The sequence below is a fragment of the Curtobacterium flaccumfaciens genome, from assembly GCF_013359815.1.
Taxonomy (GTDB): Bacteria; Actinomycetota; Actinomycetes; order Actinomycetales; family Microbacteriaceae; genus Curtobacterium; species Curtobacterium flaccumfaciens.
In genome coordinates this window covers 205,280-232,018 of record NZ_JABMCF010000036.1, presented here as the reverse complement: position 1 = coordinate 232,018, position 26,739 = coordinate 205,280, and the positions used below count along the sequence as shown (strand labels likewise).

At 70.3% G+C, this 26,739-nt stretch carries 28 protein-coding genes and 1 tRNA gene; 19 read left to right on the top strand and 10 right to left on the bottom strand.

What is annotated here, in order from left to right; genetic code table 11:
* Nucleotides 1-71: 71 nt before the first annotated feature.
* Nucleotides 72-470, bottom strand: a complete 399-nt coding sequence (locus tag HP445_RS09190; RefSeq protein WP_128780989.1) for a hypothetical protein — start codon at nt 468-470, stop codon at nt 72-74.
* Nucleotides 471-601: 131 nt separating this feature from the next.
* Between HP445_RS09190 and HP445_RS09185 the strand changes: the two genes are divergently transcribed.
* The 3 genes from HP445_RS09185 to HP445_RS09175 are packed head-to-tail and all read left to right on the top strand — an operon-like array spanning nt 602 to nt 2,504.
* On the top strand, nt 602-1,051 hold the full coding sequence (locus HP445_RS09185; protein WP_082047026.1) for an FAS1-like dehydratase domain-containing protein: 450 nt from the start codon (nt 602-604) through the stop codon (nt 1,049-1,051).
* Nucleotides 1,048-1,473, top strand: a complete 426-nt coding sequence (locus tag HP445_RS09180) for a MaoC/PaaZ C-terminal domain-containing protein (protein ID WP_128780990.1) — start codon at nt 1,048-1,050, stop codon at nt 1,471-1,473. Before HP445_RS09185 ends, HP445_RS09180 begins: the two co-directional genes overlap by 4 nt.
* Nucleotides 1,474-1,475: 2 nt before the next feature.
* Nucleotides 1,476-2,504, top strand: a complete 1,029-nt coding sequence (locus tag HP445_RS09175) for a UDP-N-acetylmuramate dehydrogenase (RefSeq protein WP_128780991.1) — start codon at nt 1,476-1,478, stop codon at nt 2,502-2,504.
* Between the two features lie 117 nt (nt 2,505-2,621).
* Here the strand turns inward: HP445_RS09175 and HP445_RS09170 are convergent, their stop codons facing one another.
* Nucleotides 2,622-3,848, bottom strand: coding sequence for a pyridoxal phosphate-dependent aminotransferase (locus HP445_RS09170; protein ID WP_128781095.1), 1,227 nt, complete (start codon nt 3,846-3,848; stop codon nt 2,622-2,624).
* Nucleotides 3,849-3,998: 150 nt separating this feature from the next.
* On the opposite strand from HP445_RS09170, the gene HP445_RS09165 reads away from it, so the two are divergent.
* The 6 genes from HP445_RS09165 to HP445_RS09140 all read left to right on the top strand — a co-directional run bounded on the left by HP445_RS09165 (nt 3,999) and on the right by HP445_RS09140 (nt 7,632).
* Nucleotides 3,999-4,071 (top strand) — tRNA-Trp (locus HP445_RS09165).
* Nucleotides 4,072-4,106: 35 nt separating this feature from the next.
* Nucleotides 4,107-4,370 (top strand): preprotein translocase subunit SecE, encoded by a 264-nt coding sequence (gene secE / locus HP445_RS09160; RefSeq protein ID WP_206647626.1) that lies wholly within the window; start codon nt 4,107-4,109, stop codon nt 4,368-4,370.
* Between the two features lie 134 nt (nt 4,371-4,504).
* Nucleotides 4,505-5,554, top strand: a complete 1,050-nt coding sequence (gene nusG / locus HP445_RS09155; RefSeq protein WP_071406319.1) for a transcription termination/antitermination protein NusG — start codon at nt 4,505-4,507, stop codon at nt 5,552-5,554.
* Between the two features lie 158 nt (nt 5,555-5,712).
* On the top strand, nt 5,713-6,144 hold the full coding sequence (rplK, locus tag HP445_RS09150; RefSeq protein WP_017888638.1) for a 50S ribosomal protein L11: 432 nt from the start codon (nt 5,713-5,715) through the stop codon (nt 6,142-6,144).
* Between the two features lie 90 nt (nt 6,145-6,234).
* Entirely contained in the window at nt 6,235-6,924 is a 690-nt protein-coding gene (gene rplA / locus HP445_RS09145) for a 50S ribosomal protein L1 (RefSeq protein WP_017888639.1), read from the top strand.
* Nucleotides 6,925-7,023: 99 nt separating this feature from the next.
* Entirely contained in the window at nt 7,024-7,632 is a 609-nt protein-coding gene (locus HP445_RS09140) for a Pr6Pr family membrane protein (protein WP_071406320.1), read from the top strand.
* Nucleotides 7,633-7,655: 23 nt separating this feature from the next.
* Here the strand turns inward: HP445_RS09140 and HP445_RS09135 are convergent, their stop codons facing one another.
* Nucleotides 7,656-8,339: a YqaJ viral recombinase family protein gene (locus tag HP445_RS09135; RefSeq protein WP_128780993.1), complete on the bottom strand. Its 684-nt coding sequence runs from the start codon at nt 8,337-8,339 to the stop codon at nt 7,656-7,658.
* Between the two features lie 67 nt (nt 8,340-8,406).
* Nucleotides 8,407-9,618 carry an ROK family transcriptional regulator gene (locus tag HP445_RS09130; RefSeq protein ID WP_027466368.1) on the bottom strand — a complete coding sequence of 404 codons (1,212 nt, stop codon included), beginning with the start codon at nt 9,616-9,618 and terminating at the stop codon, nt 8,407-8,409.
* A gap of 144 nt (nt 9,619-9,762) precedes the next feature.
* Between HP445_RS09130 and HP445_RS09125 the strand changes: the two genes are divergently transcribed.
* The 6 genes from HP445_RS09125 (at nt 9,763) to HP445_RS09100 (ending at nt 16,229) form a co-directional block, all read left to right on the top strand.
* Nucleotides 9,763-10,509 (top strand): sugar phosphate isomerase/epimerase family protein, encoded by a 747-nt coding sequence (locus tag HP445_RS09125; protein WP_128780994.1) that lies wholly within the window; start codon nt 9,763-9,765, stop codon nt 10,507-10,509.
* Nucleotides 10,506-11,657 carry a Gfo/Idh/MocA family protein gene (locus HP445_RS09120; RefSeq protein WP_128780995.1) on the top strand — a complete coding sequence of 384 codons (1,152 nt, stop codon included), beginning with the start codon at nt 10,506-10,508 and terminating at the stop codon, nt 11,655-11,657. The genes HP445_RS09125 and HP445_RS09120 overlap by 4 nt, the downstream gene beginning before the upstream one ends.
* A gap of 114 nt (nt 11,658-11,771) precedes the next feature.
* Nucleotides 11,772-13,073, top strand: coding sequence for an ABC transporter substrate-binding protein (locus HP445_RS09115; protein ID WP_128780996.1), 1,302 nt, complete (start codon nt 11,772-11,774; stop codon nt 13,071-13,073).
* A gap of 216 nt (nt 13,074-13,289) precedes the next feature.
* Nucleotides 13,290-14,285 (top strand): carbohydrate ABC transporter permease, encoded by a 996-nt coding sequence (locus HP445_RS09110; RefSeq protein ID WP_017888646.1) that lies wholly within the window; start codon nt 13,290-13,292, stop codon nt 14,283-14,285.
* Nucleotides 14,278-15,117, top strand: coding sequence for a carbohydrate ABC transporter permease (locus HP445_RS09105; RefSeq protein ID WP_017888647.1), 840 nt, complete (start codon nt 14,278-14,280; stop codon nt 15,115-15,117). The genes HP445_RS09110 and HP445_RS09105 overlap by 8 nt, the downstream gene beginning before the upstream one ends.
* A 158-nt stretch (nt 15,118-15,275) precedes the next feature.
* Nucleotides 15,276-16,229 carry a TolB family protein gene (locus tag HP445_RS09100; RefSeq protein WP_128780997.1) on the top strand — a complete coding sequence of 318 codons (954 nt, stop codon included), beginning with the start codon at nt 15,276-15,278 and terminating at the stop codon, nt 16,227-16,229.
* A 144-nt stretch (nt 16,230-16,373) separates the two neighbouring features.
* Here HP445_RS09100 and HP445_RS09095 read toward each other — a convergent pair whose 3' ends face one another.
* The 5 genes from HP445_RS09095 to HP445_RS09075 form a co-directional block, all read right to left on the bottom strand.
* The gene (locus HP445_RS09095; RefSeq protein ID WP_071406345.1) at nt 16,374-17,051 is read right to left on the bottom strand and encodes an ABC transporter ATP-binding protein; all 678 of its coding nucleotides are present in this window, start codon (nt 17,049-17,051) and stop codon (nt 16,374-16,376) included.
* A 101-nt stretch (nt 17,052-17,152) separates the two neighbouring features.
* The gene (locus tag HP445_RS09090) at nt 17,153-18,700 is read right to left on the bottom strand and encodes an ABC transporter permease (RefSeq protein WP_128780998.1); all 1,548 of its coding nucleotides are present in this window, start codon (nt 18,698-18,700) and stop codon (nt 17,153-17,155) included.
* A gap of 129 nt (nt 18,701-18,829) precedes the next feature.
* A complete protein-coding gene (locus HP445_RS09085) occupies nt 18,830-19,540 on the bottom strand; it encodes a glycosyltransferase family 2 protein (RefSeq protein WP_164941209.1) in 711 nt (236 codons plus the stop codon).
* The gene (locus tag HP445_RS09080; protein ID WP_241660439.1) at nt 19,537-20,892 is read right to left on the bottom strand and encodes a bifunctional PIG-L family deacetylase/class I SAM-dependent methyltransferase; all 1,356 of its coding nucleotides are present in this window, start codon (nt 20,890-20,892) and stop codon (nt 19,537-19,539) included. The genes HP445_RS09085 and HP445_RS09080 overlap by 4 nt, the downstream gene beginning before the upstream one ends.
* Nucleotides 20,889-21,923: an acyl-CoA/acyl-ACP dehydrogenase gene (locus tag HP445_RS09075; RefSeq protein ID WP_128781001.1), complete on the bottom strand. Its 1,035-nt coding sequence runs from the start codon at nt 21,921-21,923 to the stop codon at nt 20,889-20,891. The genes HP445_RS09080 and HP445_RS09075 overlap by 4 nt, the downstream gene beginning before the upstream one ends.
* Nucleotides 21,924-22,026: 103 nt before the next feature.
* On the opposite strand from HP445_RS09075, the gene HP445_RS09070 reads away from it, so the two are divergent.
* From HP445_RS09070 to rplL, 4 genes are all read left to right on the top strand, one after another.
* A complete protein-coding gene (locus tag HP445_RS09070; RefSeq protein ID WP_017888661.1) occupies nt 22,027-22,767 on the top strand; it encodes a response regulator transcription factor in 741 nt (246 codons plus the stop codon).
* The gene (locus HP445_RS09065; RefSeq protein ID WP_128781002.1) at nt 22,764-24,308 is read left to right on the top strand and encodes a sensor histidine kinase; all 1,545 of its coding nucleotides are present in this window, start codon (nt 22,764-22,766) and stop codon (nt 24,306-24,308) included. Before HP445_RS09070 ends, HP445_RS09065 begins: the two co-directional genes overlap by 4 nt.
* 279 nt (nt 24,309-24,587) lie before the next feature.
* Entirely contained in the window at nt 24,588-25,103 is a 516-nt protein-coding gene (gene rplJ, locus HP445_RS09060; RefSeq protein ID WP_017888663.1) for a 50S ribosomal protein L10, read from the top strand.
* Nucleotides 25,104-25,154: 51 nt separating this feature from the next.
* The gene (gene rplL / locus HP445_RS09055; protein ID WP_027466380.1) at nt 25,155-25,538 is read left to right on the top strand and encodes a 50S ribosomal protein L7/L12; all 384 of its coding nucleotides are present in this window, start codon (nt 25,155-25,157) and stop codon (nt 25,536-25,538) included.
* A 168-nt stretch (nt 25,539-25,706) separates the two neighbouring features.
* Here the strand turns inward: rplL and HP445_RS09050 are convergent, their stop codons facing one another.
* Nucleotides 25,707-26,633, bottom strand: coding sequence for a hypothetical protein (locus HP445_RS09050; RefSeq protein ID WP_128781003.1), 927 nt, complete (start codon nt 26,631-26,633; stop codon nt 25,707-25,709).
* Nucleotides 26,634-26,739: the final 106 nt, after the last annotated feature.

The following is a 26,739-nucleotide window of genomic DNA, read 5'->3' as shown; positions in this document are numbered from 1 at the left end:
TGACCGGGTCCCCGGTGACCGCTCCCGTGGCGGTGCGCCGCGCGGCCACCCGACGGGAGGCGTCCGGCGGCCTACTGCGTGCGGTGGGAGCCCGTGTCCGTCCGCGTCGCGAGCACCCCGGCGGCACGGAACGCGTCCTCGACCGCGGCGGTGACCTGTTGCCATGCGGCGCGACGACGGTTCGCCCCGATGCTGCCGCCGGACACGGCCGTCCCGTGCCCGGCTCGGCGCAGGGTGATCGTGGTGGTGGCACCGTTCACGACGGTCGACAGCTCGTACCGGCGGTACTCCCGGGCCGGCTGGACGAGCGCACCGAGCAGGATGGTGAGCGTCCGGCTGCCCGCCGTCGCGGTCATCGTGCCACCCGTCGACTCGACGTGGTGGCCCGTGCGGCGCAGCGCGGCGGCCGCGACCTCCATGGCGGTGCACCGGTCTCCCGTGTGCACGGCGAACTCCGTCGTGGTGTCCATCGGCCCTCCCCGTCCCGAACGAACCCGTGCCGAACGGCACGCCCCGATTCCCCCGAATCGGTCTCAGACAGTCTAGCTGATGCGTTCTCATGGATCACAGGCCCCCGGACTGGCCTCGGTAGACTGCCGTGGTGTCAGTGAACCCCGAGCTCGTCGGCAGGACGTTCCCGCCGGCCCAGCCCTACCTGGTCGGCCGCGAGAAGGTGCGCGAGTTCTCGCGCGCGGTCTTCGCGACCAACCCCGTCCACCACGATCCGGACGCCGCACGTGCCGCCGGGTACGCCGACGTGGTCGCACCCCCGACGTTCGCCGTCGTCGTGCAGGAGGCCACGCTCGCGCAGCTCCTGAACGAGCCCGACGCCGGCATCGACTTCTCCCGCGTCGTGCACGGCGAGCAGTCCTTCACCTACGACCGGCCGATCGTCGCCGGTGACGAGCTCACCGCGACCCTGACGGTCACCAGCGTGAAGACCCTCGGCGGCAACGCGATGGTCACCGCCCAGAGCACCATGAACGACGCCGAGGGGGAGCACGTCGTCACGGCGACCTCCACCCTCGTGGTCCGAGGAGACGACGCATGACCGCCGCACCCGCCACCGCGCTCGAGGTCGGCACCGTCGTCGCCGAGCGCGACGTGCACATCACGCGCGACTCGCTCGTCCGGTACGCCGGCGCCTCGGGCGACTTCAACCCGATCCACTACCGCGACGACGTCGCCGCCTCGGTCGGCCTGCCGGGTGTGCTCGCCCACGGCATGCTCACGATGGGCATCGCCGTGCAGCCGGTCGCCGAGTGGCTCGGCGACAGCGGCTGGGTCGCGGGCTACGGGGTCCGCTTCACGCGCCCCGTCGTCGTGGACCCGGAGCAGGGTGCCACCGTCGGCATCGTCGCGAAGGTCGGCACCGTCGACGAGGACGGCCGGCCGGAGCGCATCGACCTCACCGTGACCGCCGCCGGGCAGACCGTGCTCGGCAAGGCGCAGGTCACGGTGGTGTTCCGCTGACCGTGTCCGAGCCGGTGCTGGCCGACCTGACGACGCTCCGCGTCGGCGGGGCCGCCACCCGGCTGCTCACGGCGGAGACGACCGACGAGCTCGTCGCCCACGCGCTCGACGCCTTCGACGACCACGAGTGGCTCGTCCTCGGCGGCGGCAGCAACCTGCTGGTCGCCGACCAGGGCTTCGACGGCACCGTCGTGCTGGTCCGGACGACGGGCGTCGACGCCGACCGCGACGCCGACGGCGTCACCGTCCGCGTCGCCGCGGGGGAACCGTGGGACCCGTTCGTCGCCACGACCGTCGCGAACGGCTGGACCGGCCTGGAGGCCCTCAGCGGCATCCCGGGCACCGTCGGTGCGTCCCCGGTGCAGAACATCGGCGCCTACGGGGTCGAGCTCGCCGACGTGCTCACCCGCGTCGAGTTCCTCGATGCGGCCACGGGGGAGCGCGCGTGGGTCCCCGCAGCCGAGCTGGCGCTCGGCTACCGAACGTCGACCCTCAAGCACGGTCGGCGCGGTGTCGTGCTGACGGTCGAGTTCCGACTCGGGCTCGCGGGGGAGCGCGGTGTGCCCGTGCGGTACGCGCAGCTCGCCGGTTCGCTCGGGGTCGAGCTCGGTGCGCTCGTGCCGCCCACGACCGTCCGCGACGAGGTCCTGCGGCTGCGCGGCTCGAAGGGCATGGTGCTCGACGGGGACGACCACGACACCTGGAGCGCCGGGTCGTTCTTCACGAACCCGATCGTCTCGCCGGCGTTCGCCGAGACCCTGCCGACGGATGCGCCCCGCTGGCCCGCGGGTGACGACGTCAAGCTCAGTGCCGCGTGGCTCATCGAGCACGCCGGCGTGCACCGCGGGTACGCGGTGCCGGGCTCCCGCGCCGCGATCTCGTCCAAGCACACCCTCGCGCTCACGAACCGCGGTGGGGCGACGGCGGCGCAGGTGGCCGAGCTCGCACGGTTCGTGCAGGTGACCGTCCTGAACCGTTTCGGTGTCTCGCTCGTCCCGGAACCCGTCGTGGTGGGGGACCTGCTCGGCTGATCGTCCGCGCGACGGGACGGACGAGCACGACGCACCACGGGCCTCCCGGAACGCAGGACGGGCCACCTCGACGAGGTGGCCCGTTCTGCGTTCTGCGGGGTGTCGTGGGCGCAGCGTCTACGCGAAGAACGCCGCGAGCCGGGCGACGCCCTCGGCGATGTCCTCGTCGCCCAGGGCGTACGACAGGCGCAGGTAGCCGGAGGGGCCGAAGGCCTCGCCGGGCACGACCGCGACCTCGGCGTGCTCGAGGATCAGGTCGGCCAGCTCGAGGGTGGTCGTCGGGGTGGTGCCGGCCCACTCGCGACCGAGCAGTGCGGTGACGTCCGGGTAGACGTAGAAGGCGCCCTGCGGGGTCGGCGTGCGGAAGCCCGGGATCGCGTTGAGGCCGTCCACGATGGTCTTCCGACGGCGGTCGAAGGCCTCGCGCATGGCGGCGACGGGCTCCTGCGGACCGGTGAGGGCGGCGATCGCGGCGCGCTGCGACACGTTCGAGACGTTCGACGACAGGTGCGACTGCAGGTTCGACGCGGCCTTGACGGCGTCGGCCGGGCCGATGAACCACCCGACGCGCCAGCCGGTCATCGCGTAGGTCTTCGCGACGCCGTTCACCAGGATCGTGGTGTCGGCGAGGGCGGGGACCTCGGCCAGGATGCCGGCGAAACGGACCCCGTCGTAGACCAGGTCCTGATAGATCTCGTCGCTGATCACCCAGATGCCGTGCTCGAGCGCCCACTCGCCGATGGCCCGGGTCTGCTCGGCGGAGTACACGGCGCCCGTGGGGTTCGACGGCGAGCAGAACAGCAGCGCCTTGGTCGCCGGGGTGCGGGCGGCCTCGAGCTGCTCGACCGTCACCAGGTAGTCCTGGTCGCTGCCGGCGAAGACCTCGACGGGCTCGCCGCCGGCCAGCCGGATGGCCTCGGGGTAGGTGGTCCAGTACGGCGCGGGCAGCAGGACCTCGTCACCGGCGTCGACGATGGTCTGGAACGCCTGGTAGACCGCCTGCTTGCCACCGTTCGTGACGATGACCTGCGACGGCTCGACGGTGACGCCGGACACCCGGGCGGTCTTGTCGGCGATGGCCTGCTTGAGTTCGGGCAGGCCGGTCGCGGGCGTGTAGCGGTGGTTCTTCGGGTCCTGCGCGGCAGCGACGGCCGCGTCGACCACGTGCTGCGGGGTCGCGAAGTCCGGCTCGCCGGCGGCGAACGAGATCACCGGACGGCCGGCGGCCTTGAGTGCCTTGGCCTTCGCGTCGACCTTGAGCGTCGCGGACTCGGCGATGGCCGCGATGCGGGATGCGATGCGCGGACGATCGGCCGACGCGGTGGCGAGGGTGTCGACGGACACGTGGGCGGTGGACTCGGGGCCTGGGGCTGCGGTGCTCACGGGCCCAGCCTACCGGCGCGGCACGCCGTGGAAGGGGCCAAGTGGACACCGTGTGACGGACTCCCGTAGACTCGTCCACCGGAACGCGGATCGGTGACGAACCGTGTCCGAAGGGCGGTGGCTCAATTGGTAGAGCAGCGGTCTCCAAAACCGCAGGTTGCAGGTTCGAGTCCTGTCCGCCCTGCAACTCTGGAAGGGTAGAAGTTGGCGAGCAAAGACATGGAGACGACGGCGGACGACGTCGTCGCCAAGGCGAAGCAGGACCGGGCCGAGCGCCGCGGGCCCATCGCTGCCATCGTGCTCTTCATCCGCCAGGTGATCGGCGAACTGCGCAAGGTCATGACGCCGACCCGCAAGGAACTCTTCAGCTACACGGGCGTCGTGCTCGTGTTCGTCGTCGTCATGATGATCCTGGTGTCGATCCTCGACTTCGTGTTCGGTCTCGGCGTCGGGTACGTCTTCGGCAACGGGCCCACGGCCTGACCCCGACGTCGACTGCCGTGTGCGGTCGTTCCGAGGAGTACGGTCGCCCGAGACGGCGTCGATCGTGACGGCGTCGCTCGTGACCATGAACGAACGCCACCCCGACCCGAACCACCGAACGGAAAGAATCGACTGTGTCTGACAACTCCCGCGATGACATCGACCTCGCGACGGCTGCCGAGCAGTCCTCCGAGGTCGAGGAGAACCAGGAAGGCGACGTCGAGACCGGCGAAGGACGCTCCGTCGAGTCCGCTGAAGAGCGTGCGATCTCGATCGAGGGCGACGACGACGAGTCCCTCGGCCTCAGCTCCGAGCCCGACGACGGCACCGTCGACGCCGGCCTCGACGAAGCACTGACGGCCCTGCAGGAAGCCCGTGACCCCGAGGCCGACGCCGTCGTGGACGACGCCCTCGAGATCGACTCCACCGACGAGGCCGAGGCCGCCGTCGAGGCAGTCGAGGACGAGGAAGAAGTCGAGCTCGAGTCCGAGACCGCCGCCGAGGCGAACGAGACGCTCGCCGCGGACGAGGCACTCGACGCCGAGGACGAGGACGACGAGCCCGCCGAGGTCGACCCGTACGAGGCCTTCAAGGCCGAGCTGCGGATGAAGCCGGGCAAGTGGTACGTCATCCACTCCTACGCGGGCTTCGAGCGCCGCGTGAAGTCGAACATCGAGAACCGCATGGTCTCGATGTCGATGGAGGACTACATCTACCAGGTCGAGGTCCCGATGGAGGACGTCGTCGAGATCAAGAACGGGCAGCGCAAGCTGGTCACCCGCGTCCGGATCCCCTCGTACGTGCTCGTCCGCATGGACCTCAACGAGGACTCGTGGTCCGTCGTCCGGCACACCCCGGGCGTCACCGGCTTCGTCGGCAACGCGCACAACCCGACGCCGCTCCGTTTCGACGAGGCGTTCGGCATGCTCAAGTCCCTGGTCCAGGTCGCCGAGGCTGCCCCGACCAAGGGTGGCGCGAAGGGCAGCGGCCTGCAGGCACAGCCCGCAGCCGAGGTCGACTTCGAGATCGGCGAGACGATCACCATCAAGGAAGGCTCGTTCGCGGGCCTGCCGGGTTCGATCTCCGAGATCAAGCCGGAGAGCGGCAAGCTCACGGTCCTCGTCTCGCTGTTCGAGCGCGAGACCCCGGTCGAGCTCAGCTTCGACCAGGTCACCAAGCTCTAACGACCACCCAGCTGTAGCGATCACCGAGATCGACTACACTGAACGGGTTTGGGCCCGCGCGCCTCGTGCGAGCGGGCCTTCACCGCTGTCCGGAACGGCCGGACCAGCGGGAGAGTGCACGGATCCCCGTGTGTTCGATTCCAGGAGGAAGACAAGTCATGGCACCGAAGAAGAAGGTCACGGGCCTGATCAAGCTGCAGATCAACGCGGGAGCCGCCAACCCGGCCCCCCCGATCGGTCCGGCGCTCGGTCAGCACGGCGTCAACATCATGGAGTTCTGCAAGGCGTACAACGCGGCGACCGAGTCGCAGCGTGGCAACGTCGTGCCGGTCGAGATCACCGTCTACGAGGACCGTTCGTTCACGTTCGTCCTGAAGACCCCGCCGGCCGCCGAGCTCATCAAGAAGGCTGCTGGTGTGCAGAAGGGGTCCTCGACCCCGCACACGGTCAAGGTCGCGAAGATCTCGATGGACCAGGTCCGTCAGATCGCCGAGACCAAGCAGGCCGACCTGAACGCCAACGACATCGAGCAGGCCGCGAAGATCATCGCCGGCACCGCACGCTCGATGGGCATCACGGTCGAGGCCTAAGCACCGATCGGGCTCCGGCCCACCACCAGACACCTTTCCGTGGGAGAGCCTCGCCGGCTCGCCAACCACGTATCTCGCAAGGAGACCACCATGGCGAAGAAGTCCAAGGCCTACCAGGCCGCGGCCGCGAAGATCGAGGCCGACAAGTTCTACACCCCGACCGAGGCCGTCGCCCTGGCCAAGGAGACCGGTTCCTCGAAGACCGACTCCACGGTCGAGGTCGCGCTGAAGCTCGGCGTGGACCCCCGCAAGGCCGACCAGATGGTCCGTGGCACGGTCATCCTGCCGCACGGCACGGGCAAGACCGCCCGCGTCATCGTCTTCGCGACGGGTGCGGCTGCTGAGGCCGCCATCGCCGCCGGTGCCGACGAGGTCGGTGGCGACGAGCTCATCGCGAAGGTCGCCGAGGGCTACACCTCGTTCGACTCCGCCGTCTCGACCCCGGAGCTCATGGGCAAGGTCGGTCGTCTCGGTAAGGTGCTCGGCCCGCGTGGCCTCATGCCGAACCCGAAGACCGGCACCGTGACCCCGAACGTGGCGCAGGCCGTCAACGACATCAAGGGCGGCAAGATCGAGTTCCGCGTCGACAAGCACGCCAACGTGCACTTCGTCGTCGGCAAGGCCTCGTTCACGCCGGAGCAGCTCGACGAGAACATCTCGACCGCGCTCGAGGAGATCAACCGCCTCAAGCCGTCGTCCTCGAAGGGCCGTTACGTCATGAAGGGCGCCGTCTCGACGACCTTCGGCCCCGGCATCCCGCTGGACGTCAACAGCATCTGAGTCCACTGACTCACGGGTCTTCCGACCCATGGAAGGACCCGCACCGGCAACGGTGCGGGTCCTTTCCGCATGTGGGGCGTGTCCCGATAACGTGGAGCCGTGCGCACCCTCGTGAACTCGCTCCGACTGATCGCCGTCATCGCCATCGTCGTCGCGGTCGTGGCGCAGTGGCTCGAGAGCTCGCAGACCCCGACCTACTCGTTCTGGAACTTCTTCGGCTACTTCACGATCCAGTCGAACCTGATCATCGCCGTGGCCCTCGCGGTGACGCTCGTCGCCGCGGCACGTCGCAAGCGGGCGGACCTCGCCGTCTCGGTGCTCCGTGGCGCCGCGACGGTGTACATCGCGACGACCGGCATCGTCTACAACACGCTGCTCACGGGCGCCAACGTGTCGGCCTCGGTGCCGTGGTCGAACGACATCGTGCACAAGATCATCCCGGTGTACGCGGTGCTCGACTGGTTGCTGTTCTCGGACCGGGCACGGCTGCTGCTCCGCCACGTGTGGTGGTTCCTGCTCTACCCGGCGGTCTGGACCACCGTGGTGCTCGTCCGCGGCGCGACCGACGGGTGGGTGCCGTACCCGTTCCTCGATCCGGCGCAGGGCTACGGCGTCGTCGCGATCTACGTGGTCGGGATCGCGGTCTCGATCACCCTGCTCGGCATCCTCGTCGTGGGGATGAGCCGACTGCGGCTGGTGAAGGTCTAGCCGGTGGCGGTCCGGCAGACGCTCTAGGAGCGGAAACCGCGGAGCTTGTCGAGCACCAGGTCGGCGAGCTGCACCAGCCCGCGGATCTGGTCGTCGTCGCGGTCGACCCAGCGGCACTCGGGTTCGTCGGCGACCGGCACGAACCCGTCGTGGCGTTCCCAGACGAACAGGGTGCGGTCGGCACCGAGCACGTACTGCTGCCACCAGATCTGCCGGAGGTAGTGCCGGGGGATGCTCCGCCACGCCTTGCCGGTGGTCTTGATCTCGGCGAGCACCACGCGGGACGACTCGTCGACCCCGACACCGTCCGGGGTGGCGAGGTGGGCGCGGTTCGCAGCGGCGTGGAAGAGGTGTGCCGAGGGCTGGATGCCGTGGGTGGCGGCCACCCAGGCGGCGATGACCGGTTCGCGGTCCTTGCCGTGCTCGGTGAACGCGTTGCCGGAGAACCGGGAGCCGTAGCGCTTCTCGGTGACGACGGCCTCGACGGCGTGCAGTGAGGCGAGCCGGGCGACATCGGTGGCGGTGATGCCCATGGCGCGGGCGCGGAGCCAGGCGACGCGGTCCGAGGAGTGCGCGACGATGCGCTCGGTGTGGCCACGCAGGGCGGTGAACGCATCACGCGCAGCCGGGACCGGCGTACCGGGGGCGGGATCCGCCTCCAGACCGGGGTCCAGGTCGCCCCACAGGGTGGGCTGCACGATCGTCACCCGACGATTGTCCCCCCGACCACCGGCAAGACCGAAACCGACGCGCTCACGCGACCGCGGGTGTGCGTCAGGAGACGAGTTCGCGGCCCTCGGCGAAGGCGACCAGCTCGTCGACCCCGGCGGGGGAGAGGGCGTAGCCGATGGCGAGGGCCGCGGCGCCCTGCAGTGCGGCGAGGGACCCGGCGCGGGACTGCACGATGACGAGGTGCTCACTGGCCAGGGGCATCGAGCGGGAGTAGACGACCTCGCGGACGCCGGCGAGCAGGTGCTCACCGGCCTGCGTGATCGATCCGCCGAGTGCGATGACGGACGGGTTGATGAGCGAGATGCAGGTCGCCAGGACCTCGCCGATGTCCCGACCGGCCTGTCGCACGGCGTAGATCGCGTCGAGGTCCGACCGGTTCACCAGGTCGATCACGTCCGCACCGGTGTGCGCGTCGTGCCCCTTCGCGCGGAGGGCCCGGGCGATCGCCGGACCGGACGCCACGGCCTCCAGGCAGCCGGTGTTGCCGCAGTGGCAGGGGACGTCGCCGGCGCGGGAGACCCGCACGTGGCCGATGTCACCCGCGGTGCCCTGGGCGCCGCGCTGCAGCCGGCCCTCGGAGACGATGCCGGACCCGATGCCGGTGGCGACCTTCACGAACAGCAGGTGGTCGACGTCCGGCCAGCCGTGCTCCCGCTCACCGAGGGCCGCGATGTTGACGTCGTTGTCGAGCAGGACGTGTGCGGCGATGTGCTGACGGAGCCACGAGGGCACGTCGAAGCCGTCCCAGCCGGGCATGATCGGCGGGTTGGCCGGGCGGCCCGTGGAGAACTCGACCGGTCCGGGGACGCCGATGCCGATCGCGATGACGTCCTGTCGGCTGCGCCCGACCTCGGCGAGCAGGTCGTCGATCGTCTCGACGAGCCAGGACAGCGTCGGCACCGGACCGGCGGCGATGTCGATCCGGGCCTCGCGGGTGGCGAGTGGTGCCGCGACCAGGTCGGTGACGGCGACACGGCCGTGCGAGGCGCCGAGGTCGGCGGCGATGACGAGCCGGGCGCGGGGCTTCAGCGCCACCTGTGCGGGCGGACGGCCGCCGGTGGAGACGGCGGTGTCCACGGCGCCGACCAGCCCGATGTCGATCAGGGAGTCGAGGCGCACGCCGATGGTGGAGCGTGCGAGTCCTGTCAGTGCGGCGAGCTCGGCCCTGGTGCGCGGCACGCCGTCGCGGAGGATCTGGAAGAGCTCGCTCGTCCCGACCGGAGGCGACGCTGCCGTCCGGTTCAAGTCGACCATGTGGGGAGTGAAGCACACATCGTTCGCGCCACGCAATGAAGTCCGTCGACATTCCTCGGACTTCTGCTTGACCGCCGACAAAAGTGCTCGTAGTGTGACGATCGGTCAGTGACGACCGCACCATCTCGACGAGGAGAACCCCTGGTGACCCAACCGCTCTCGGTCCAGCTCTACACGGTCCGCGATGCCCTCAGTGCCGATCTGCCCGGCACCCTGCAGCGCATCGCCGACATCGGCTACACGAACGTCGAGGCCTTCGGCTTCGTCGACAACGCCGACGAACTCGCCGCCGCCCTCCGCGACGCCGGCCTCGCCGCCCCGAGCGGCCACGCCCGTCTGCTGGACGCCGGCGAGCAGGACCTCGAGCGCATCTTCCACGCCTCCACCACCCTCGGCTTCGGGACCCTCATCGACCCGCACATCGACGAGTCCCGCTGGACCACCCGTGAGGACGTCGAGGCGATCGCCCGCGAACTCAGCGCCCTCGCCCCGCGTGCCGCCGACCACGGTCTGGTGCTCGGTTACCACAACCACGCGTTCGAGTTCTCGAACCGCATCGACGGCGTCAGCGCCTACGAGGTCTTCGCCGACGCCCTGTCCGACGACGTCGTGCTCGAGCTCGACACCTACTGGGTGCAGGTCGGCGGGGACGACCCGGTCGCGGTCATTGGCAAGTACGGCGACAAGGTCCAGTTCCTGCACGTCAAGGACGGCGACGGCTCGCACGACGACAAGCAGCAGGTCGCCGTCGGCAACGGCATCATGCCGATCCGCGACATCATCGCCGCGGCGCCCGACGCACTGCACGTCGTCGAGCTCGACGACCACGAGGGTGACGTCTTCCAGGCCGTCGCCGACTCCTACACGTTCCTCGCGGGGGCCCGCGCATGACCGACACCACGACCGCCGCTGCGACGGCGACCGACAGCACCACCCGCACCGGCCCGGTCGGCGTCGGTGTCATCGGCGCCGGGGTCATCTCGGACCAGTACCTGTCGAACCTCACCGTCTTCCCCGACGTGACCGTCCGCTTCATCGCCGACATCGACCTGCCGCGCGCCGCCGCCCAGGCCGAGAAATGGGGCGTCCCCGGATCAGGCACCGTCGAGGAGCTCCTGGCCGACGACGACATCGAGATCGTCGTGAACCTGACGATCCCGGCCGCCCACGTCGAGGTCGCGCTGCAGGCGCTGGCCGCCGGCAAGCACGTCTGGGGCGAGAAGCCCTACGCCCTCGACCGCGCCAGCGCCGCGGAGCTCCGCGACGCCGCGGCCGCCGCGGGCAAGACCGTCAGCGTCGCCCCGGACACGTTCCTCGGCGCCGGCCTGCAGACCGCGCTCCGCACCATCCGCGACGGCCGCATCGGGACGCCCCTGAACGGCCTGACGCTCTTCCAGAGCCCCGGCCCCGAGTCGTGGCACCCGAGCCCCGAGTTCCTCTTCGCGTACGGTGCCGGTCCGCTGTTCGACATCGGCCCGTACTACATCACCACCCTCGTCCAGGCGTTCGGACCGGTGAAGAAGGTCACGGCGACGGCGTCGAAGTCCCGCGCCACCCGCACCATCGGCTCCGGGCCGAAGGCCGGCACCGAGTTCCCGGTGGACGTCCCGACGAACCACTCCGCGCTGATCGAGTTCGAGAACGGCGGGAGCGCGCAGAGCGTCTTCTCGTTCGAGTCCGACCGCGGCCGCACCGGCTTCGTCGAGATCGCGGGGGAGACCGGCACCGTCGTGTTCCCCGACCCGAACAACTTCGACGGCGACACCGAGCTGTACGTCCTCGGTTCCGAGGAGCCCGAGACGATCCCCGCGGTCGGCTCCACCTACTCGCGTGGCACCGGCGTGGTCGACCTGGCCCGCTCGCTGCGGGCCGGCGACGACAACCGCGTCCCCGGTGCGCTCGCCTTCCACGTCCTCGACGTGATGGTCTCCATCGCCGAGGCGGCAGAACGTGGCGAGGCGGTGCTCGTCGAGAGCACCGTGTCGCCCTCCCCGACCCTCCCCGAGGGCTGGGACCCCGCGGAACGCACCCTGGCCTGACCGCCGGGGCGCTGCCCGCAACCCACAGCAGCACCCGACCAGCACCATCCGCAGCACCAGCTCCACCTCTGCACCATCCCCTGCACCATCTCAACGACGAGAAAGTAGAGAGTCATGCGCACTGCCATCCGCGCACTGGCCATCACCGCGGCCGCCGCACTCACCGTGTCCGGCCTCGCAGCCTGCTCCTCCGGATCGTCCGGCGACTCCGGCGACTCCAAGACGCTCACCTACTGGGCGTCCAACCAGGGCACGTCCCTGCAGAACGACAAGGAGGTGCTGACCCCCGTCCTCAAGAAGTTCACCAAGGAGACCGGGATCAAGGTCGACCTCCAGGTCATCGGCTGGAACGACCTGCAGAACAAGATCCAGACCGCCGTCACCTCGGGCCAGGGCCCGGACGTCGTCAACATCGGCAACACCTGGGCGACCTCGCTCCAGGCCACCGGCGCCTTCCAGGAGTTCGGTGACGCCGAGATGAAGGCGATCGGCGGCGAGGACAAGTTCGGCAAGGTCGCCCTGTCCACCGGTGGCGCGCCCGACAAGACGGTCACGAGCGTCCCGCTCTACGGCCTCGCGTACGGCCTGTACTACAACAAGAAGATGCTGTCGGACGCCGGCATCACCCCGCCCACCACGTGGGAGGAGATGGTCTCGGCCGCCGAGAAGCTGACCAAGGGTGACACCTACGGCTTCAGCCTCGCGGGCGGTTCGTACACCGAGAACTCGCACTTCGCGTTCATCAACTCGGCGCAGAACGGTGGCGAGTGGTTCGACAAGGACGGCAAGCCGACCTTCACCTCGAAGGCCAACGTCGACGGCATCAAGCGCTACCTCGACCTCATGCAGGACTCCAAGGTCGCCAACCTGTCGAACGCGCAGTACGACAACGCGACGCAGTCGACCACGGACTTCGCGAAGAAGAAGGCCGCGTTCATCCTCAACCAGAACAACGCGAACGCGACCATCGAATCGCTCGGCATGAAGTCGTCCGAGTACGGCGTCGTGGCGCTGCCCGCCCCGAGCGGTGGCGAGCAGATCGCGTCGTTCCCGGCCGGCATCAACCTGTCGGTCTTCAAGAACACGAAGAACAAGGACGGCGCGCTCAAGTTCGTCAAGTACATGACGAGCATGGACACGCAGACGACGCTGGACAAGCCGTACTCGGCCCTGCCGGTGCTCGCCGAGGCTGCTGACTCCGTCACGGACGAGCAGACGAAGACGTTCCTCGACATCTACAACAACAAGGCGAAGCCGCTCCCGCTGGTGCCCGCCGAGGACCAGTTCGAGTCCACGGTCGGCAAGGCGATGAACGACATGTTCGCCAAGATCGCGACCGGTTCCAAGGTCTCCGAGGCCGACATCAAGTCGGCCCTGCAGACCGCCCAGGACCAGGTGTCCCAGGCCGCCGGTTGATCCACCCTGGAGGCCCGGGTCGCGTCCGACGGACGCGCCCGGGCCTCCACCCCTGACGTTCCAGGGCCGACCACACGTCGGCCGTGAGGCGGACGCCCCGGAGCCGACCACGCGTCGGCCGTGAGGCGCACGCCCCACGCACCCCGCGCCTCCCGGCCGCTGCCACGGCCGCGCGGACCGCACCTGCACGCCCCTCCTGCCGAAAGGCCCCACCAGATGTCCACGACGGTCCTGCCCGACTCGGAGCGCATCGACCTGACGCACACGAAGGCCCCGACGATGTCGGGCCGTCCGCCAGGTCGCAAGCGCAAGACCCACTGGCTGCCCTACGCGCTCGTCGCGCCGGCCATCCTGTTCGAGCTGCTCATCCACATCGTCCCGATGCTCACCGGCATCTGGATCTCGTTCATCCAGCTCACCAAGTACTTCATCGCGAACTGGGGTGCCGCGCCCTTCGCCGGGTTCCGGAACTACCAGGTCGTCGTCGACTTCGACCAGGCGATCGGCCGCGGAGTCCTCAATTCGTTCCTCATCACGTGTGCCTTCACGGTCCTCGTGGTCGGGCTCTCCTGGACCTTCGGCATGGCCGCAGCCGTCGCGCTGCAGAAGCCGTTCGCCGGACGCGGGCTCTTCCGCACCCTGTTCCTCGTGCCCTACGCGCTGCCGATGTACGCCGGCGTCATCACCTGGAAGTTCATGTTCCAGCGTGACTCGGGGGCCCTGAACCACCTGCTCGTCGACCAACTCGGGCTGTTCGGCGGCAACGCCCCGTTCTGGCTCATCGGCAACAACGCCTTCGTGGCCGTCGTCGTCGTGGCGATCTGGAAGACCTGGCCGTTCGCGTTCCTGATGCTCATGGCCGGCCTGCAGTCCGTCCCGAACGACGTGTACGAGGCTGCCTCGGTCGACGGTGCCAAGCCGTTCCGCCAGTGGCGCTCGATCACGCTGCCGATGGTCCGCCCCGTCAACGTGACGCTCGTGCTCGTGATGTTCCTGTGGACGTTCAACGACTTCAACACGCCGTTCGTGCTGTTCGGCTCGACCGCGCAGCCACCCGCCGCGGACCTGCTGAGCTTCCACATCTACAACGCGTCGTTCATCACCTGGAACTTCGGTTCCGGTGCCGCGATGAGCGTCCTGCTCCTGCTCTTCCTGCTCGTCGTCACCGGCATCTACCTCGCCGTGACCAACCGGAGGTCCGTCCGTGCGTGAGACAACTGGCGCCAAGTCCTTCAAGATCATCACCCTGGTCGTCCTGACGCTGTTCACGGTCGTGCCGCTCTACGTGATGATCACCACGGCCATCAAGCCCCTCGGCGACGTGCAGGACAACTTCACGTGGATCCCGTCGCGGATCACCTTCCAGCCGTTCATCGACATGTGGTCGACGGTGCCGCTCGGTCGGTACTTCATCAACTCGCTCGTGGTCTGCACGGTGGCGACGGTGTTCTCGCTGATCATCGCGACGTTCGCCGCCTACGGTGTCTCGCGCTGGAACTTCAAGGGCAAGAGCACCTTCACCACCGCGGTGCTCTCCACGCAGATGTTCCCCGGCGTGCTGTTCCTGCTGCCGCTGTTCCTGATCTTCACGAACCTCGGCAACACCCTGGGCATCCAGCTCGTCGGGTCGTGGCTCGGTCTGATCATCACGTACCTGACGTTCACGCTCCCGTTCTCGATCTGGATGCTGGCCGGGTACTTCGAGACCATCCCGCGCGAACTCGACGAGGCCGCGATGGTCGACGGTTCGGGCCCGATGGGCGCGCTGTTCCGGGTCATCCTGCCGTCGGCCCGTCCGGGTCTGGTGGCGGTCGGGATCTACTCGTTCATGACGGCCTGGGGTGAGGTCCTCTTCGCCTCGGTCATGACGAACGGCCTCGGTTCGACCCTGGCGGTCGGTCTGCAGCAGTACTCGACGCAGACGAACGTGTACTGGAACCAGGTCATGGCGGCGTCGCTCGTCGTGTCGATCCCGGTCGTGGCCGCGTTCCTCGTGGTCCAGCGCCAGTTCGTCGCCGGCCTGACCGCCGGTGCCGTGAAGTAGGCGGAGGCCCCCTCCCGCACGACCCCTTCCGCAAGACACCGGTGTTCACGCTCGACGCCCCCGCATGACGGGGTGCGCAGCGTGGACACCGGTGTTTTGCCGTTCCCCACCCGACGACCCACCGACCCCGACCACCCGACGACCGACAGGATGGAACCATGAGCGACGAGACCCGCGGGCGGCAGCTGCTGCCCGGACAGACCAGCCGCGTGCACGTGTACGACGTCGAGTCCCGCACCTCGCGGCTCGTGTTCGAGTCGGCCACGGTGCTCGTCGAGGCGCCGAACGTCTTGGACGCCGAGACCCTGGTGCTCAACGGCGACGGCGACCTCTGGCTGCTACGGCTGCCGTCGGGCGACAGCGGCACCGGCACCGTGCTCGACGAGTCGGCGCTCGTGCCGGTGCCGATGGACGGCGTCGACGAGATCAACAACGACCACGTGCTCGACCCGTCCGGCAGCTCCGTCGTGGTGAGCGCCCGCGACGGCGAGCTCTACCGCATCCCGCTGCCCGAGGGTGGTCCCGCGACCCGGATCACCGACGTCGCAGCGGCCCTGCCCACCAAGCGGAAGTTCTACCTGCACGGCATCGCCCCCGACGGCAGCGCGCTCGCCGCCATCGTGGGGGAACTGTCCGAGGACGGCGTCTGGACGACCGACGTCGCGATGGTCGACCCGGAGACCGGCGAGCCGACGTTCGTCACCCGGGACGAGCACCCCGACGACGGCTGCACCATCAGTCCGGCCGGCGGGATCCTGCTCTGGAACACCGAGCGGTTCACCCCCGGCACCGCGCAGCTGGCCGTGCGCTGGCCCGGGCACGACAGCCCCGTCCGCCTGACGAACGACGACCGGGTGAACTGGTTCCCGCACCTGTCCCCGGATGCCGCACACCTGCTCTACCTGTCGTACGAACCTGGCGTGCAGGGCCACCCAGCCGACCACCGCGTCGAGCTCCGGCTGCTGCCGGGGTCGCTCGTCCGCGGCGCTAGGATCGCGGTCCAGCCGGAGACCCTGGTGGCCCTCGACGGCGGACAGGGGACGGTCAACGTGCCGCCGTGGGCCCCGGACTCGACGTGGTTCGCGTACTGCGACTACCCGGTGGCGGGGTAGCGGCAGCGGCGGCGGGTCGGCGGCGTCTTCACGCGCTGAGCGACAACCCACGCGCCGCCAGAGGCGTGGACTGTCGCTGAGCGCGAAACGCGATCGGACGCCCGGCGCCTGCCCGCGCGCCTGCCCGCGCCTGACCCCGCCCCGCTAGACCTCGCGCACCTGCCCCTGCTTGATGTGCAGGCGCCGCTCGGCACGCTTCGCGACCCACGAGTCGTGCGTGACGATGACGACGGTCAGCCCGCGCTCCCGCCACTGCTTCTCGATGAGCGCCATGATCTCGTCGCGGGTCGACTCGTCGAGCGCACCCGTCGGCTCGTCGGCGAGCAGCACGCTCGGGTTCTTCACCAGCGCCCGGGCGATCGCCACGCGCTGCTGCTGACCGCCGGACAGCTCGGCCGGCAGGTGCTCCATCCGCTCACCCAGTCCGACCTCGCGGAGCGCGGCGACCGCACGCTCGCGGACCTCGCTCCGCGACCGGTTCGCGAGCGACCCCGCGAACGCCGTCTCGACGTTCTCGAGCGCCGTCAGCGTCGGGATCAGGTTGAAGCTCTGGAACACGAAGCCGATCTCGGTCGCCCGCAGGTCGGTCAGCGCGCCGTCGCCGAGCTTCGCCACGTCGCGGTCGCCACCGAGGTGGATCGACCCGGCACTCGGCCGGTCGAGCGCTCCGAGCATCTGCAGCAGCGTCGACTTGCCGCCGCCGGTCGGCCCCTGCACGGCCACGAGCTGCCCCTGCGGGATCGTCAGGTGGACGTTCGTCAGGGCGGTGACGGTCCGGTTCTTCTGCTGGTAGGTCTTGCTGACGTTCGTCAGCCGGTACATCGGACTGGAGGCGCGGCTCGCCTCCGCCTCGCCGGTCGCGGTGTCGGTGCTGGTCACGGTTGCTCCTGTCGTCGGTTCGGTCGTGTCGGTGCGGCCGGGCATCAGGCCACGCTCCGGAGCGCCTCGGCCGGACGGAGCCGGCTCGCACGCCAGCCGCCGAGCGCGCCGGCGATGAGGCCACCGAGGATCGCGAGGCCGATCGCCAGCAGGATGATCTCGACGGTCACCGGGGCGTGCAGGACCACGTCGGTCGTCGACGCGGTGCTCGCGCCGCCGCCGAAGCCTCCTGCCGGTGCACCGCCCGTCGTGCCGCTGCCCGCGGCCGCGGTCGCTGCGCCGCCGGGCATGCCACCACCGCCACCGGCATCCCCGCCGGTCGTGCTCGAGGCGCTCGCCGAGATCGTCGGACTGATGACGTTCACGACGAGGATGCCGATCAGGCCGGCCGCGGCGCCGAGCACGCCGCCGATCAGGCCCTGCACCAGGGACTCGCCGGCCACCTGTCGGGTGATGCGGCCGTTCGACCAGCCGATCGCCTTGAGGGTCCCGAACTCGCGGGTGCGGCGGGTCACGCCGGAGATCGTGAAGAGGATCGCGATGAGGAACGCCGCGGCGAGTACCACGATCGACAGCCACTTGCCGAGGTTCGAGACCAGGCTCGATGCGGTGCTGAGCGACCCGGACACGCTCGAGGCCAGGTCGGCCTCGGTGGAGACGGTGGCGCTCGTCAGCTTCGCCTGCAGTGCGGACTTGATCGTGCTGACGTCGGACGAGGACTCGGCCGACACGTAGATGGAGGTGACCTTGCCGTCGAGGTCGGCCAGCGCCTGCGCGGTGTCGAGCGGGATGTAGGTGTTCGAGCCCGTGGTCGAGGCCGAGCCGGTGGAGCTCACGATGCCGATGACGGTGAAGTCCGTGCCGCCGATGTCGACCGTGTCGCCGACCGCCTTCGACTCGCTCTTCGCGTACGACGCATCGAGCACGACGACGTCCTTGCCCGCGTCCTTCGCGGCGAAGGTGCGCCCCTTCGTGAGCTCGGTGCTCGTGAGCGGACCGACCGTCGCGCCGGACACCGGGATGCCGGTCACCGTGAACGAGTCGACGCTGAACGACCCACCGCCGAACCCGCCGCCACCGCCGGTGTCCCCGCTCGGCGGGCCCTGCTGGGTGGTGCTGTCGCTGCTGGAGTCGCTGCTGCTGTCCGTGCTGCTGTCGTCGGTCGACTGCTGCTGGACCTGGCCGGAGAACGTGCTGTTCTCGAGGGTCAGCACACCGGTCGCGGCCTTGACGCCGTCGGTGCTCGTGATCGTGGACAGGTTCGCGGCGTTCAGGGTGCTCGTGCCGCGGGCGACCGCGAGCCGCGACTGCGACAGGTCGGTCGAGCCGCCGTCGTCGGCGTTGTCGCCCTGGCTGCCGAAGTCGAAGCTCGGACGCCCGCCGTTCGTCGACGCCGTCGCGGTCTTGGTGACGGTGATGTCGGTGCCGACGCCGTAGACGGACTGCAGGACGCTCGACTGCGCTGCCTGCACGCCACCCGAGATCGACGACACGATCACCACGAGGGCGATGGCCAGGGCCATCCCGATCGCGATGATGACCGTCTGCTTCTTGCGGTTCGTGAGCTCGCGCCTGAGGTAGGTCAGGAACATGGTTCTCCTCGGTGGTGGCCGGCTGGGGTCACCGGCCGCGCAGAGCACGCGGCGGGGCCGACGGAGGAGAAGCTAGGCACGCTGCCGATGACCGACCCATCGCCCACCTATGAGGCGACTAAGGCCGGGTCAGCCGACGTCGCCGTACCGCTGGCGCAGGTGCTCCGCGTAGCCGCCGGGGGTCCGGCCGGCGAAACGCCCGCTCGTCACCACGGGCAGGTCGACGGTGGCATGCACCCGGAAGCCGAGCGCCCGCGCCCGGGCCACCAGCCGCGCGTCCTCGTGCTCGGGCACGGGATCGAACCCGCCGAGGCTGACGTACGCCGCGGCGAGCACCCCGAGGTTCGCGCCGTGCACGTGGCCGAGGGCAGCACCGGGCGGGTGCGCCCGCGTCCAGCGGTCGAGCACCGCGGGCGCCAGGTCGTCCGGGTCGGGGACGACGGCACCGACGAGCACCTGCGCACCGGAGGCGAGGGCGTCGGACTGCTGGACGAGCCACCGTTCGTGCACGCGCGAATCGGCGTCGGTGTGGGCGAGCCACCGGGCAGCCGGATCGCCGTCGTGGGCACGGAGCGCGTGCGTCGCCCCGATCGTGCGTGCCCGACCGACCCCGACACGGTCCGTCGTCAGGACGTCGACGGGGTACCGATCAACCACCGAAGCGGTGCCGTCCGTGCAACCGTCGAGCACCACCGTGACGGCGGCGTCGAATCCGGGTCGCTCCGCGGCGAGCCGGTCGACGGCCACCAGGAGCGCGTCGAGGCACGCGGCGATCCGGTCCGCCTCGTCGTGCGCGGGGACGACGACGTCGATGCGTGCACGCGGTTCCGGTCGGGTCACCGGATGATCCCCTCGGCCCGGGCCACCGAGGTGACCGCCGGGCCGGGCAGGACGCTCAGGACGAAGTCCTCCTCCACGTGTCGGAGCAGAGCGGGACGCGGCCACCGTTCGGTCAGCCGTGCGTCCACCGCGTCACCGCTCGACACGGCTTCGTCGTCGGGGTGCCGCCAGTGACAGGCAACGAGCACGCCGTCGTCGTCGAGTGACCCGAGCACACGGTCGATCGTCGCGTCGAGGTCGGCTGGTGACAGGTAGTACCCGACCTCGGACATCACCACCAGGTCCCAGCGCCCGTCCGGCCACTCCGCCGGAAGGGCAGCCTGCACGAACCGCGCGGTCGGGGCGCGGCGGGCAGCGCGCTCCAGCGGCGCCGCCGAGATGTCGGTGCCGAGGACGTCGTCCGCGCGGTCGGCGAGGGCAGCGGTCAGGACCCCGGTCGCGCAGCCGAGCTCGAGCGCCGACCGGAACCGCGGGCGGGGGAGCGCGGCCAGCGTCACGGCACGTTTGCGCTGCTCGTACCAGGACCCGTCGAAGTCCCACCCCTCGGGCTTCCGGTCGTAGTGGGCGTCGAACGACTCGCGCGACCGCGACGCGGCGGACCCCGGCGCGAAGAACCACTCCGTCGTCCGCAGGTGGTGGGCGGCGTGCCGGTCGTCGACGATCGCCTCGTCTCCCGGTGCAGGCGACAGGGGCCGGGTCTGCGACGGGTAGGCATCGAGGGCGGCACGCTTCCGGGTGACGAGATCGTCGGGCAGCGAGAGGGCCCGGACGTCGTCCCACGGGGCGACGGAGTGGTCCGGGTCGTCCCAGTGCCAGGCCCAGATCGGGTACGCGAGCAGGTCGACGTCGGGGGCGCTCGCCGCGGCGGCCTCGGAGACCTCGCCCACGATGCGGTGGTCACGGTGCCCGTCCCCGCGCCACGGCGCGACGAGCAGCACGGGGCGGGCGGCGTCGGCGAGCACGGTGTCGAGGCTGTCGACGACACGGTCTCGGTGTTCGCGGGTCGCGCCGTCCGGGATCCCCACAGAGGTTGACGTCACGTCGGGGTGCAGGGTGCGCAGGGCCGCCACGAACTCGTCGTCACGGGCGGCGGCGAGCGCTTCCGGGGTCGTCGTGGGGGAGTCCGGGTGGGAGCGCTCGCCGCGGGTGAGGAGCAGCACGTGCACGGGGACGCCGACCGCTGCAGCGGCCGCGATCAGCCCACCGGCGCCGAGGGTCTCGTCGTCGGGGTGGGGCGCGACGACCACCACCGACCCGGTACCGGCCAGGTCGATCGCCGGTGCGTCCAGGCCGTCGAGGAACCCCGTCCACGCCGCCGGGTCGGTGCCCGGCTCGCGGTGGTCGAAGCTCACCACGCGACACCGCCCCGCTCGAGCACCATCCGGCCGATGCGGGCGAGGTCCCGCGCGCCGTGGTCCTGCAGGACGTAGAGCTCGAGGTCGGCGACCCGCGCGGCGACTGCGGGGTCGGCGGTCAGTGGAGCCGGGCCGATCGTCGAGACCACCCGCTCGCGCACGGCGTCGACCGAACGGCGCACCCGCGACCGGACGGTCTGGGCGAGCAACCGCCAGTCGGTGTCGTCGGAGGCCGGGTCGGAGTCGTCGATCCGGGCGGCGGCGTCGGCGAGGGCGTCCTCCGCGTCGGCGAGGTCGGCCACGGTGGCGCCGAGGGCGGCCTGCAGCAGCTCGGACTCCGGGTGCGCCGACGCGGTGTCACGGAGCACGCGGGCGAGCCCGACTGCACCGCCCCACCAGCAGGCCGCGACGCCGATGCCGCCCCAGGCGAAGCCCGGGCGTCGCAGGTACCAGCCGGGCGCCCCGACGGGTCGTGCCCGGACGCCGTCGAAGTCGACCGGACCGCTCGGCACGTCCGGCATGCCTCGTGCGGCCCAGGCCTCGTCGTGCGCGGTGACCCCGGGCTGTCGCAGGTCCACGGCGACGAGGACCCGCTCGTCGCCCAGGTGCGCGGTGACCAGGGCGTGCGAGAGCGTCGAGGCGAGCGAGCACCACGGCTTCGTGCCGCGCAGCAGGACCGTGCCATCGTGCTGTGGTGCGGCGTCGAGTCGGAGGCCCGGCCCCTCGGCCGCGAAGACGCCCCAGGTCGAGCCGTCCGGGGCGTCGACCCCGGCCTGCGCGAGGATCCCGAGCGCGTCCAGGTGCGGTTCGACGGTGCGGGCGGTGGCGACGTCCGCCGCGGCGACCGCGGCGAGCGTGCCGAAGAACCCGCCGGCCGTACCGGCGGACAGGGGTGGGGTGGTGGCGGCGACCGTCCGCGCGACCGCGAGGCGGTCCGTCGGTGGCGAGCCGGCCCTCCCGGTCGTCCGTTCGATCCGCGCGGTGTCCAGGTGCCGGGCCGACGGGGGCCAGGCTGCAGATCGCAACATGCTCCCAACGTACGGAGCGGCAGACGTGGACGTGTCCTCGATCCACAGAACGCACTGGGCCGCGCCACAGACGACTCATAGGAACTTCTCGATACTCGAAGACGTGACCATCTCCCAGCCCGCAGCAGCCCCGCGCCTCACGCGTGCCGACGGAACCCCGTTGCGCATCCTGGTCGTCGACGACGAAGCCAGCCTCACCGACCTGTTGTCCATGGCGCTCCGCTACGAGGGCTGGGACGTCAAGAGCGCGAACGGCGGGCAGGACGCCCTGACGACCGCGCGGGAGTTCAAGCCCGACGCGATGGTGCTCGACGTGATGATGCCGGACCTCGACGGGTTGCAGGTGCTGAGCCGGCTGCGGCAGAACAACGACGACACCCCGGTGCTGTTCCTCACCGCGAAGGACTCCGTCGAGGACCGCGTGACCGGGCTCACCGCGGGCGGCGACGACTACGTCACCAAGCCGTTCTCCCTCGAGGAGGTCGTGGCGCGTCTGCGTGGGCTCATCCGCCGCTCGCAGATCTCGATCTCCGAGGCCGGCGACTCCCGCATCGTCGTCGGCGACCTGGTGCTCGACGAGGAGTCGTACGAGGTGCACCGCGCCGGCCGCCCGATCGAACTGACCGCCACCGAGTTCGAGCTGCTCCGCTTCCTGATGCGGAACCCCCGTCGCGTGCTCTCGAAGGCGCAGATCCTGGACCGCGTGTGGTCGTACGACTTCGGCGGCAAGTCGTCGGTCGTCGAGATCTACATCTCCTACCTGCGCAAGAAGATCGACGCCGGTGAGACCCCGATGATCCACACGGTGCGCGGCGTCGGGTACGTCATCAAGCCGACCTCGTGACCCTGCGGCGCCGGCTCGTCCTGAGCATCGTCGCCCTCGTCGTCGCCGTCAGCGCGGTGATCGGGGCGGCCAGCATCATCGCGCTCTTCTCGATCCAGACCAGCGCGATCGACAAGCAGATCACGAGCGCCACCCACCGGGCGCAGCGGTACCTGCAGCAGAACCAGTCGGGGCAGCCGAGCATCGACCTGTCCCGGCCGTCCGGGCAGGCCGCCGGCACCCTGACGGCGTACTTCGTCGACGGGCAGGTCATCATCGCGAACGTGCTCGACGACTACGGCCGTCCGAGCGGGATCCCGCAGGCCAGCGCCGAGGCACTGGGGTCCGTCCGCGTGGACGCCGACCCGGAGACGATCGACCTCGGCTCGGACGTCGGGCGGTACCGCCTCGCCGCCGTCAACGTCGGCCCGGCCGTCCTGGTCGTGGGGCTCCCGATGGCACCCGTGTACGACAGCGTCTGGAAGCTCTTCGGGGTCGTCCTCTCCGTCGTGGCGACCGCACTGGTCGCCGGTTCGGTCGTCGCCGCGTTCGTGGTCCGACAGTCGCTCCGGCCGCTCGAGCGCGTCGCCGAGACCGCGTCGACCGTGGCACGCATGCCGCTCGACCGCAGCGACGCCCTCGACGGTGTCCGCGTTCCCGACACCGACCCCCGCACCGAGGTCGGCCGGGTCGGCAGCGCGTTCAACCGCATGCTGGGGCACATCGGCAGTGCGATGCAGGCGCGGGAACGCTCGGAGCAGAAGGTGCGGCAGTTCGTCGCCGACGCCTCGCACGAGCTCCGGACCCCGCTCGCCTCGGTGCGCGGGTACGCCGAGCTCACCCGGCGCATGGGCGGCGACCTGCCGAAGGACGTCGTCTACGCCATGAGCCGCATCGAGTCCGAGTCCATCCGCATGACCTCGATGGTGGAGGACCTGCTGCTCCTCGCCCGGCTCGACGAAGGCCGCGAGATCCAGTTCGCCGAGGTCGACCTGACCGGCCTGGTGCTCGACGCGGTGAACGACGCCCACGCCGCCTCGCCCGAACACCCCATCGAGGTCGACGTCCCGCCGGAGCCGGTCACCATCACGGGCGACGCCGCACGCCTGCACCAGGTCATCGTGAACCTCGTCACGAACGCCCGGACCCACACGCCCGAGGGCACCCGCATCACGGTGGGCCTCGCCCCGGTTGACGGCGGCGTGGACCTGACCGTGCGCGACACCGGCCAGGGGATCGACCCGGAGTTCCTGCCGAAGCTGTTCGAGCGCTTCGCCCGGGCGGACAGTTCGCGCTCCCGCACGGTCGGGTCGACCGGCCTGGGGCTCGCCATCGTGGACGCGGTCGTGCAGGCGCACGGCGGCCGGGTCGAGGTCACGAGCGAGCCGGGGGACACCGTGTTCACGGTGCACCTGCCCCGCGACCCGGCTGCGGCTGCCGCCGCGGCAGGGGCTGTCGCCGGGGCCGGGGCCGGGGCCGGGGCTGTCGCGTCGTCGTCGGCTGACCCTGCCGGGTCCGCGGACTGGTCGGCGACACCCGCTGCGGTGGACCGCACCCACTGACGGACGGGAGGCGCGGTGCGGGCCCGCCCCGCGCCTCCCGATCGCTGTTTGGTGACGCCCACGGCGTCTGGTACAGTTCTCGAAGCCAAAGACCGCCGGATGTCGTGCTGCTCGCAACGTGTTTGTGAACATCGTGACCGAAGGTCCTCACTCGTGAGGCATCCCGCGCAGGTGTTCCGAACCACTCCCACCATCTGGTGAGAGCAGCTCCGAGCCTCTGCGCCGGAGCTTTTTTCGTTCGTGGACCTGGGGCTGCCGGCAAGACCCCCAAGGAGAACCATGGCGAACAAGGAAGCTGCGGTCGCCGAGCTCACGGAGTCCTTCCGTAGCTCGAACGCCGTTCTGCTCACCGAGTACCGCGGTCTCACGGTCGCGCAGCTCAAGGAGCTCCGCAACTCGATCCGTGAGCACGCCACGTACGCCGTGGTGAAGAACACGCTGACCAAGATCGCGGCGAACAACGCCGGCATCTCGTCGTTCGACGACGAGCTCGCCGGTCCGTCCGCTCTCGCCTTCGTCCACGGTGACACCGTCGCCGTCGCGAAGTCGCTGCGTGCATTCGCCAAGGCGAACCCCGAGCTCGTGGTGAAGGGTGGTTACTTCGACGGTAACCCGCTCACCGCGACCGAGGTGGACAAGCTCGCCGACCTCGAGTCCCGTGAAGTGCTGCTCGGCAAGCTCGCCGGCGCACTCAAGGCCTCGCTGTTCGGTGCTGCGTACCTGTTCCAGGCACCCCTCTCGCAGGCCGTCCGCACCGTGGACGCCCTTCGCGAGAAGCAGGAGTCCGCGGCCTGATCAGGCTCGCGTTCATCAACCACACGTACTAGCTAGTAGTAGGAGAAAATCATGGCGAAGCTTTCGCAGGACGAGCTCATCGAGGCCTTCAAGGAGCTCACGCTCATCGAGCTCTCGGACTTCGTGAAGAAGTTCGAAGAGGTCTTCGAGGTCACCGCGGCCGCCCCGGTCGCCGCTGCCGCCCCCGCCGGCGCAGCTGCTCCGGCCGAGGCCGCTGAGGAGAAGACCGAGTTCGACGTCATCCTCAAGTCCGCTGGTGACAAGAAGATCCAGGTCATCAAGGAGGTCCGTGGCCTGACGTCGCTCGGCCTCGGTGAGGCCAAGGCGCTCGTCGAGACCGCCGACGCCAAGATCCTCGAGGGTGCGAACAAGGAGACCGCCGACAAGGCGAAGGCGACCCTCGAGGCCGCTGGCGCCACGATCGAGCTCGCGTAGTCTCGACCGTTCCGGTCACGAAGGCCGCTGCCCCTCGGGGCGGCGGCCTTCGTCGTGTGCGGGGGGCGTGCGGGGCTGGCGGCGGCGCGCGGCGACGTTTCGCGCTGACCGACACTTCACGCGCGCACCAGTCCGTGAAGTGTCTGCCAGCGCGTGAGCTCGTACAGCTCAGATGAGGACGCCATGCGAACGGAAGAGCGCAACGAGGCGGTCGGGCTCGATGAGGTGCCACCACGTCACACGGATGACGGCCCGCACTGCCGGGAGCGCGCGGAGCCGATCCTCACGACGTTTCTCCGCCCAGAGGACGTCCGCGGGATCGCGCCCCTGCAGCATCGACGGGTCGACGTACTTCTGCCGGCCGTCGAACTCGACGACGACGCCGAGCGACGGGAACCAGAAGTCGACGCGGTCGACCGTGCCGTCAAGGTGTCGGAACTCGACCTGCGGCTCACACGAAGGGAGCCCGACCTGCACGAACCGGATCGCAGCGAACGATTCGCCGACGGACTCGTGCCGTGCATCGAGCGCCGAGAGGACCATCTCGGCGTGCACTGAGCCGCGTGCAGGACGGACGGGGACCACGCCGCGGAGGTCGTCCAGCGCCAGCACCCCCTGACGGATGCCAGCATCGACGGCCACGGCGGCGACGTGGGGCGACCCTGTCGTGATGAGCGCCGTCGCGGTGTCCAGGGGAGCCGTGACCGGTACGCCGTCGAAGGCCGTGGTAGCGGTCCGCGGCGTCGGACCGCTCGGATGTCGGACGAGACCGGCTCGGTGCTGGATGACCGGGACAGCCGGGTCGATCACGTGGACCCGATCGGGTGCGTCCCCGACCAGTGGCCAGCCGTGGATCAGCGCAGCGGTGACGTGGGAGAACACCGAGCCACGACGCAGCCGTGGCGCGATCGCCCGTGCACGGGCGAGGTGCTGGCCGACGGAGCTCAGCGCGTCCCACTCCTCGGTCCCGATGTACACGCCCGCGAGCAGGCGGACCATCGCCCCAGAGGCGTGCCGACGTTGCAGGAGTCGCGCGTTGGTCGGGTCCTGTGCCGTGGCACGGAGCAGGCGCGGACGGTGGGTGCTCTCGTTCATGCCGTGATGTTCGTCGTCGTCCGCCGCCGACGGTGTCGCGACGGGACATCTGTGGACGACGTGGTCTCGACGTGGCAGCTGTGGACGAGGAACCGCGTCGCGAGTA

What these genes read in the sequence shown, in the direction of transcription:
- HP445_RS09090 (WP_128780998.1), bottom strand. Translation starts at nt 18,700, where the DNA reads ATGTTCCTGACCTACCTCAGGCGCGAGCTCACGAACCGCAAGAAGCAG.
- HP445_RS09095 (WP_071406345.1), bottom strand. Translation starts at nt 17,051, where the DNA reads ATGTACCGGCTGACGAACGTCAGCAAGACCTACCAGCAGAAGAACCGG.
- rplK (WP_017888638.1), top strand. Translation starts at nt 5,713, where the DNA reads ATGGCACCGAAGAAGAAGGTCACGGGCCTGATCAAGCTGCAGATCAAC.
- HP445_RS09130 (WP_027466368.1), bottom strand. Translation starts at nt 9,618, where the DNA reads ATGGTCGACTTGAACCGGACGGCAGCGTCGCCTCCGGTCGGGACGAGC.
- rplJ (WP_017888663.1), top strand. Translation starts at nt 24,588, where the DNA reads ATGGCGAACAAGGAAGCTGCGGTCGCCGAGCTCACGGAGTCCTTCCGT.
- HP445_RS09115 (WP_128780996.1), top strand. Translation starts at nt 11,772, where the DNA reads ATGCGCACTGCCATCCGCGCACTGGCCATCACCGCGGCCGCCGCACTC.
- HP445_RS09180 (WP_128780990.1), top strand. Translation starts at nt 1,048, where the DNA reads ATGACCGCCGCACCCGCCACCGCGCTCGAGGTCGGCACCGTCGTCGCC.
- rplA (WP_017888639.1), top strand. Translation starts at nt 6,235, where the DNA reads ATGGCGAAGAAGTCCAAGGCCTACCAGGCCGCGGCCGCGAAGATCGAG.
- HP445_RS09190 (WP_128780989.1), bottom strand. Translation starts at nt 470, where the DNA reads ATGGACACCACGACGGAGTTCGCCGTGCACACGGGAGACCGGTGCACC.
- HP445_RS09100 (WP_128780997.1), top strand. Translation starts at nt 15,276, where the DNA reads ATGAGCGACGAGACCCGCGGGCGGCAGCTGCTGCCCGGACAGACCAGC.
- HP445_RS09050 (WP_128781003.1), bottom strand. Translation starts at nt 26,633, where the DNA reads ATGAACGAGAGCACCCACCGTCCGCGCCTGCTCCGTGCCACGGCACAG.
- rplL (WP_027466380.1), top strand. Translation starts at nt 25,155, where the DNA reads ATGGCGAAGCTTTCGCAGGACGAGCTCATCGAGGCCTTCAAGGAGCTC.
- HP445_RS09075 (WP_128781001.1), bottom strand. Translation starts at nt 21,923, where the DNA reads ATGTTGCGATCTGCAGCCTGGCCCCCGTCGGCCCGGCACCTGGACACC.
- secE (WP_206647626.1), top strand. Translation starts at nt 4,107, where the DNA reads ATGGAGACGACGGCGGACGACGTCGTCGCCAAGGCGAAGCAGGACCGG.
- HP445_RS09120 (WP_128780995.1), top strand. Translation starts at nt 10,506, where the DNA reads ATGACCGACACCACGACCGCCGCTGCGACGGCGACCGACAGCACCACC.
- HP445_RS09110 (WP_017888646.1), top strand. Translation starts at nt 13,290, where the DNA reads ATGTCCACGACGGTCCTGCCCGACTCGGAGCGCATCGACCTGACGCAC.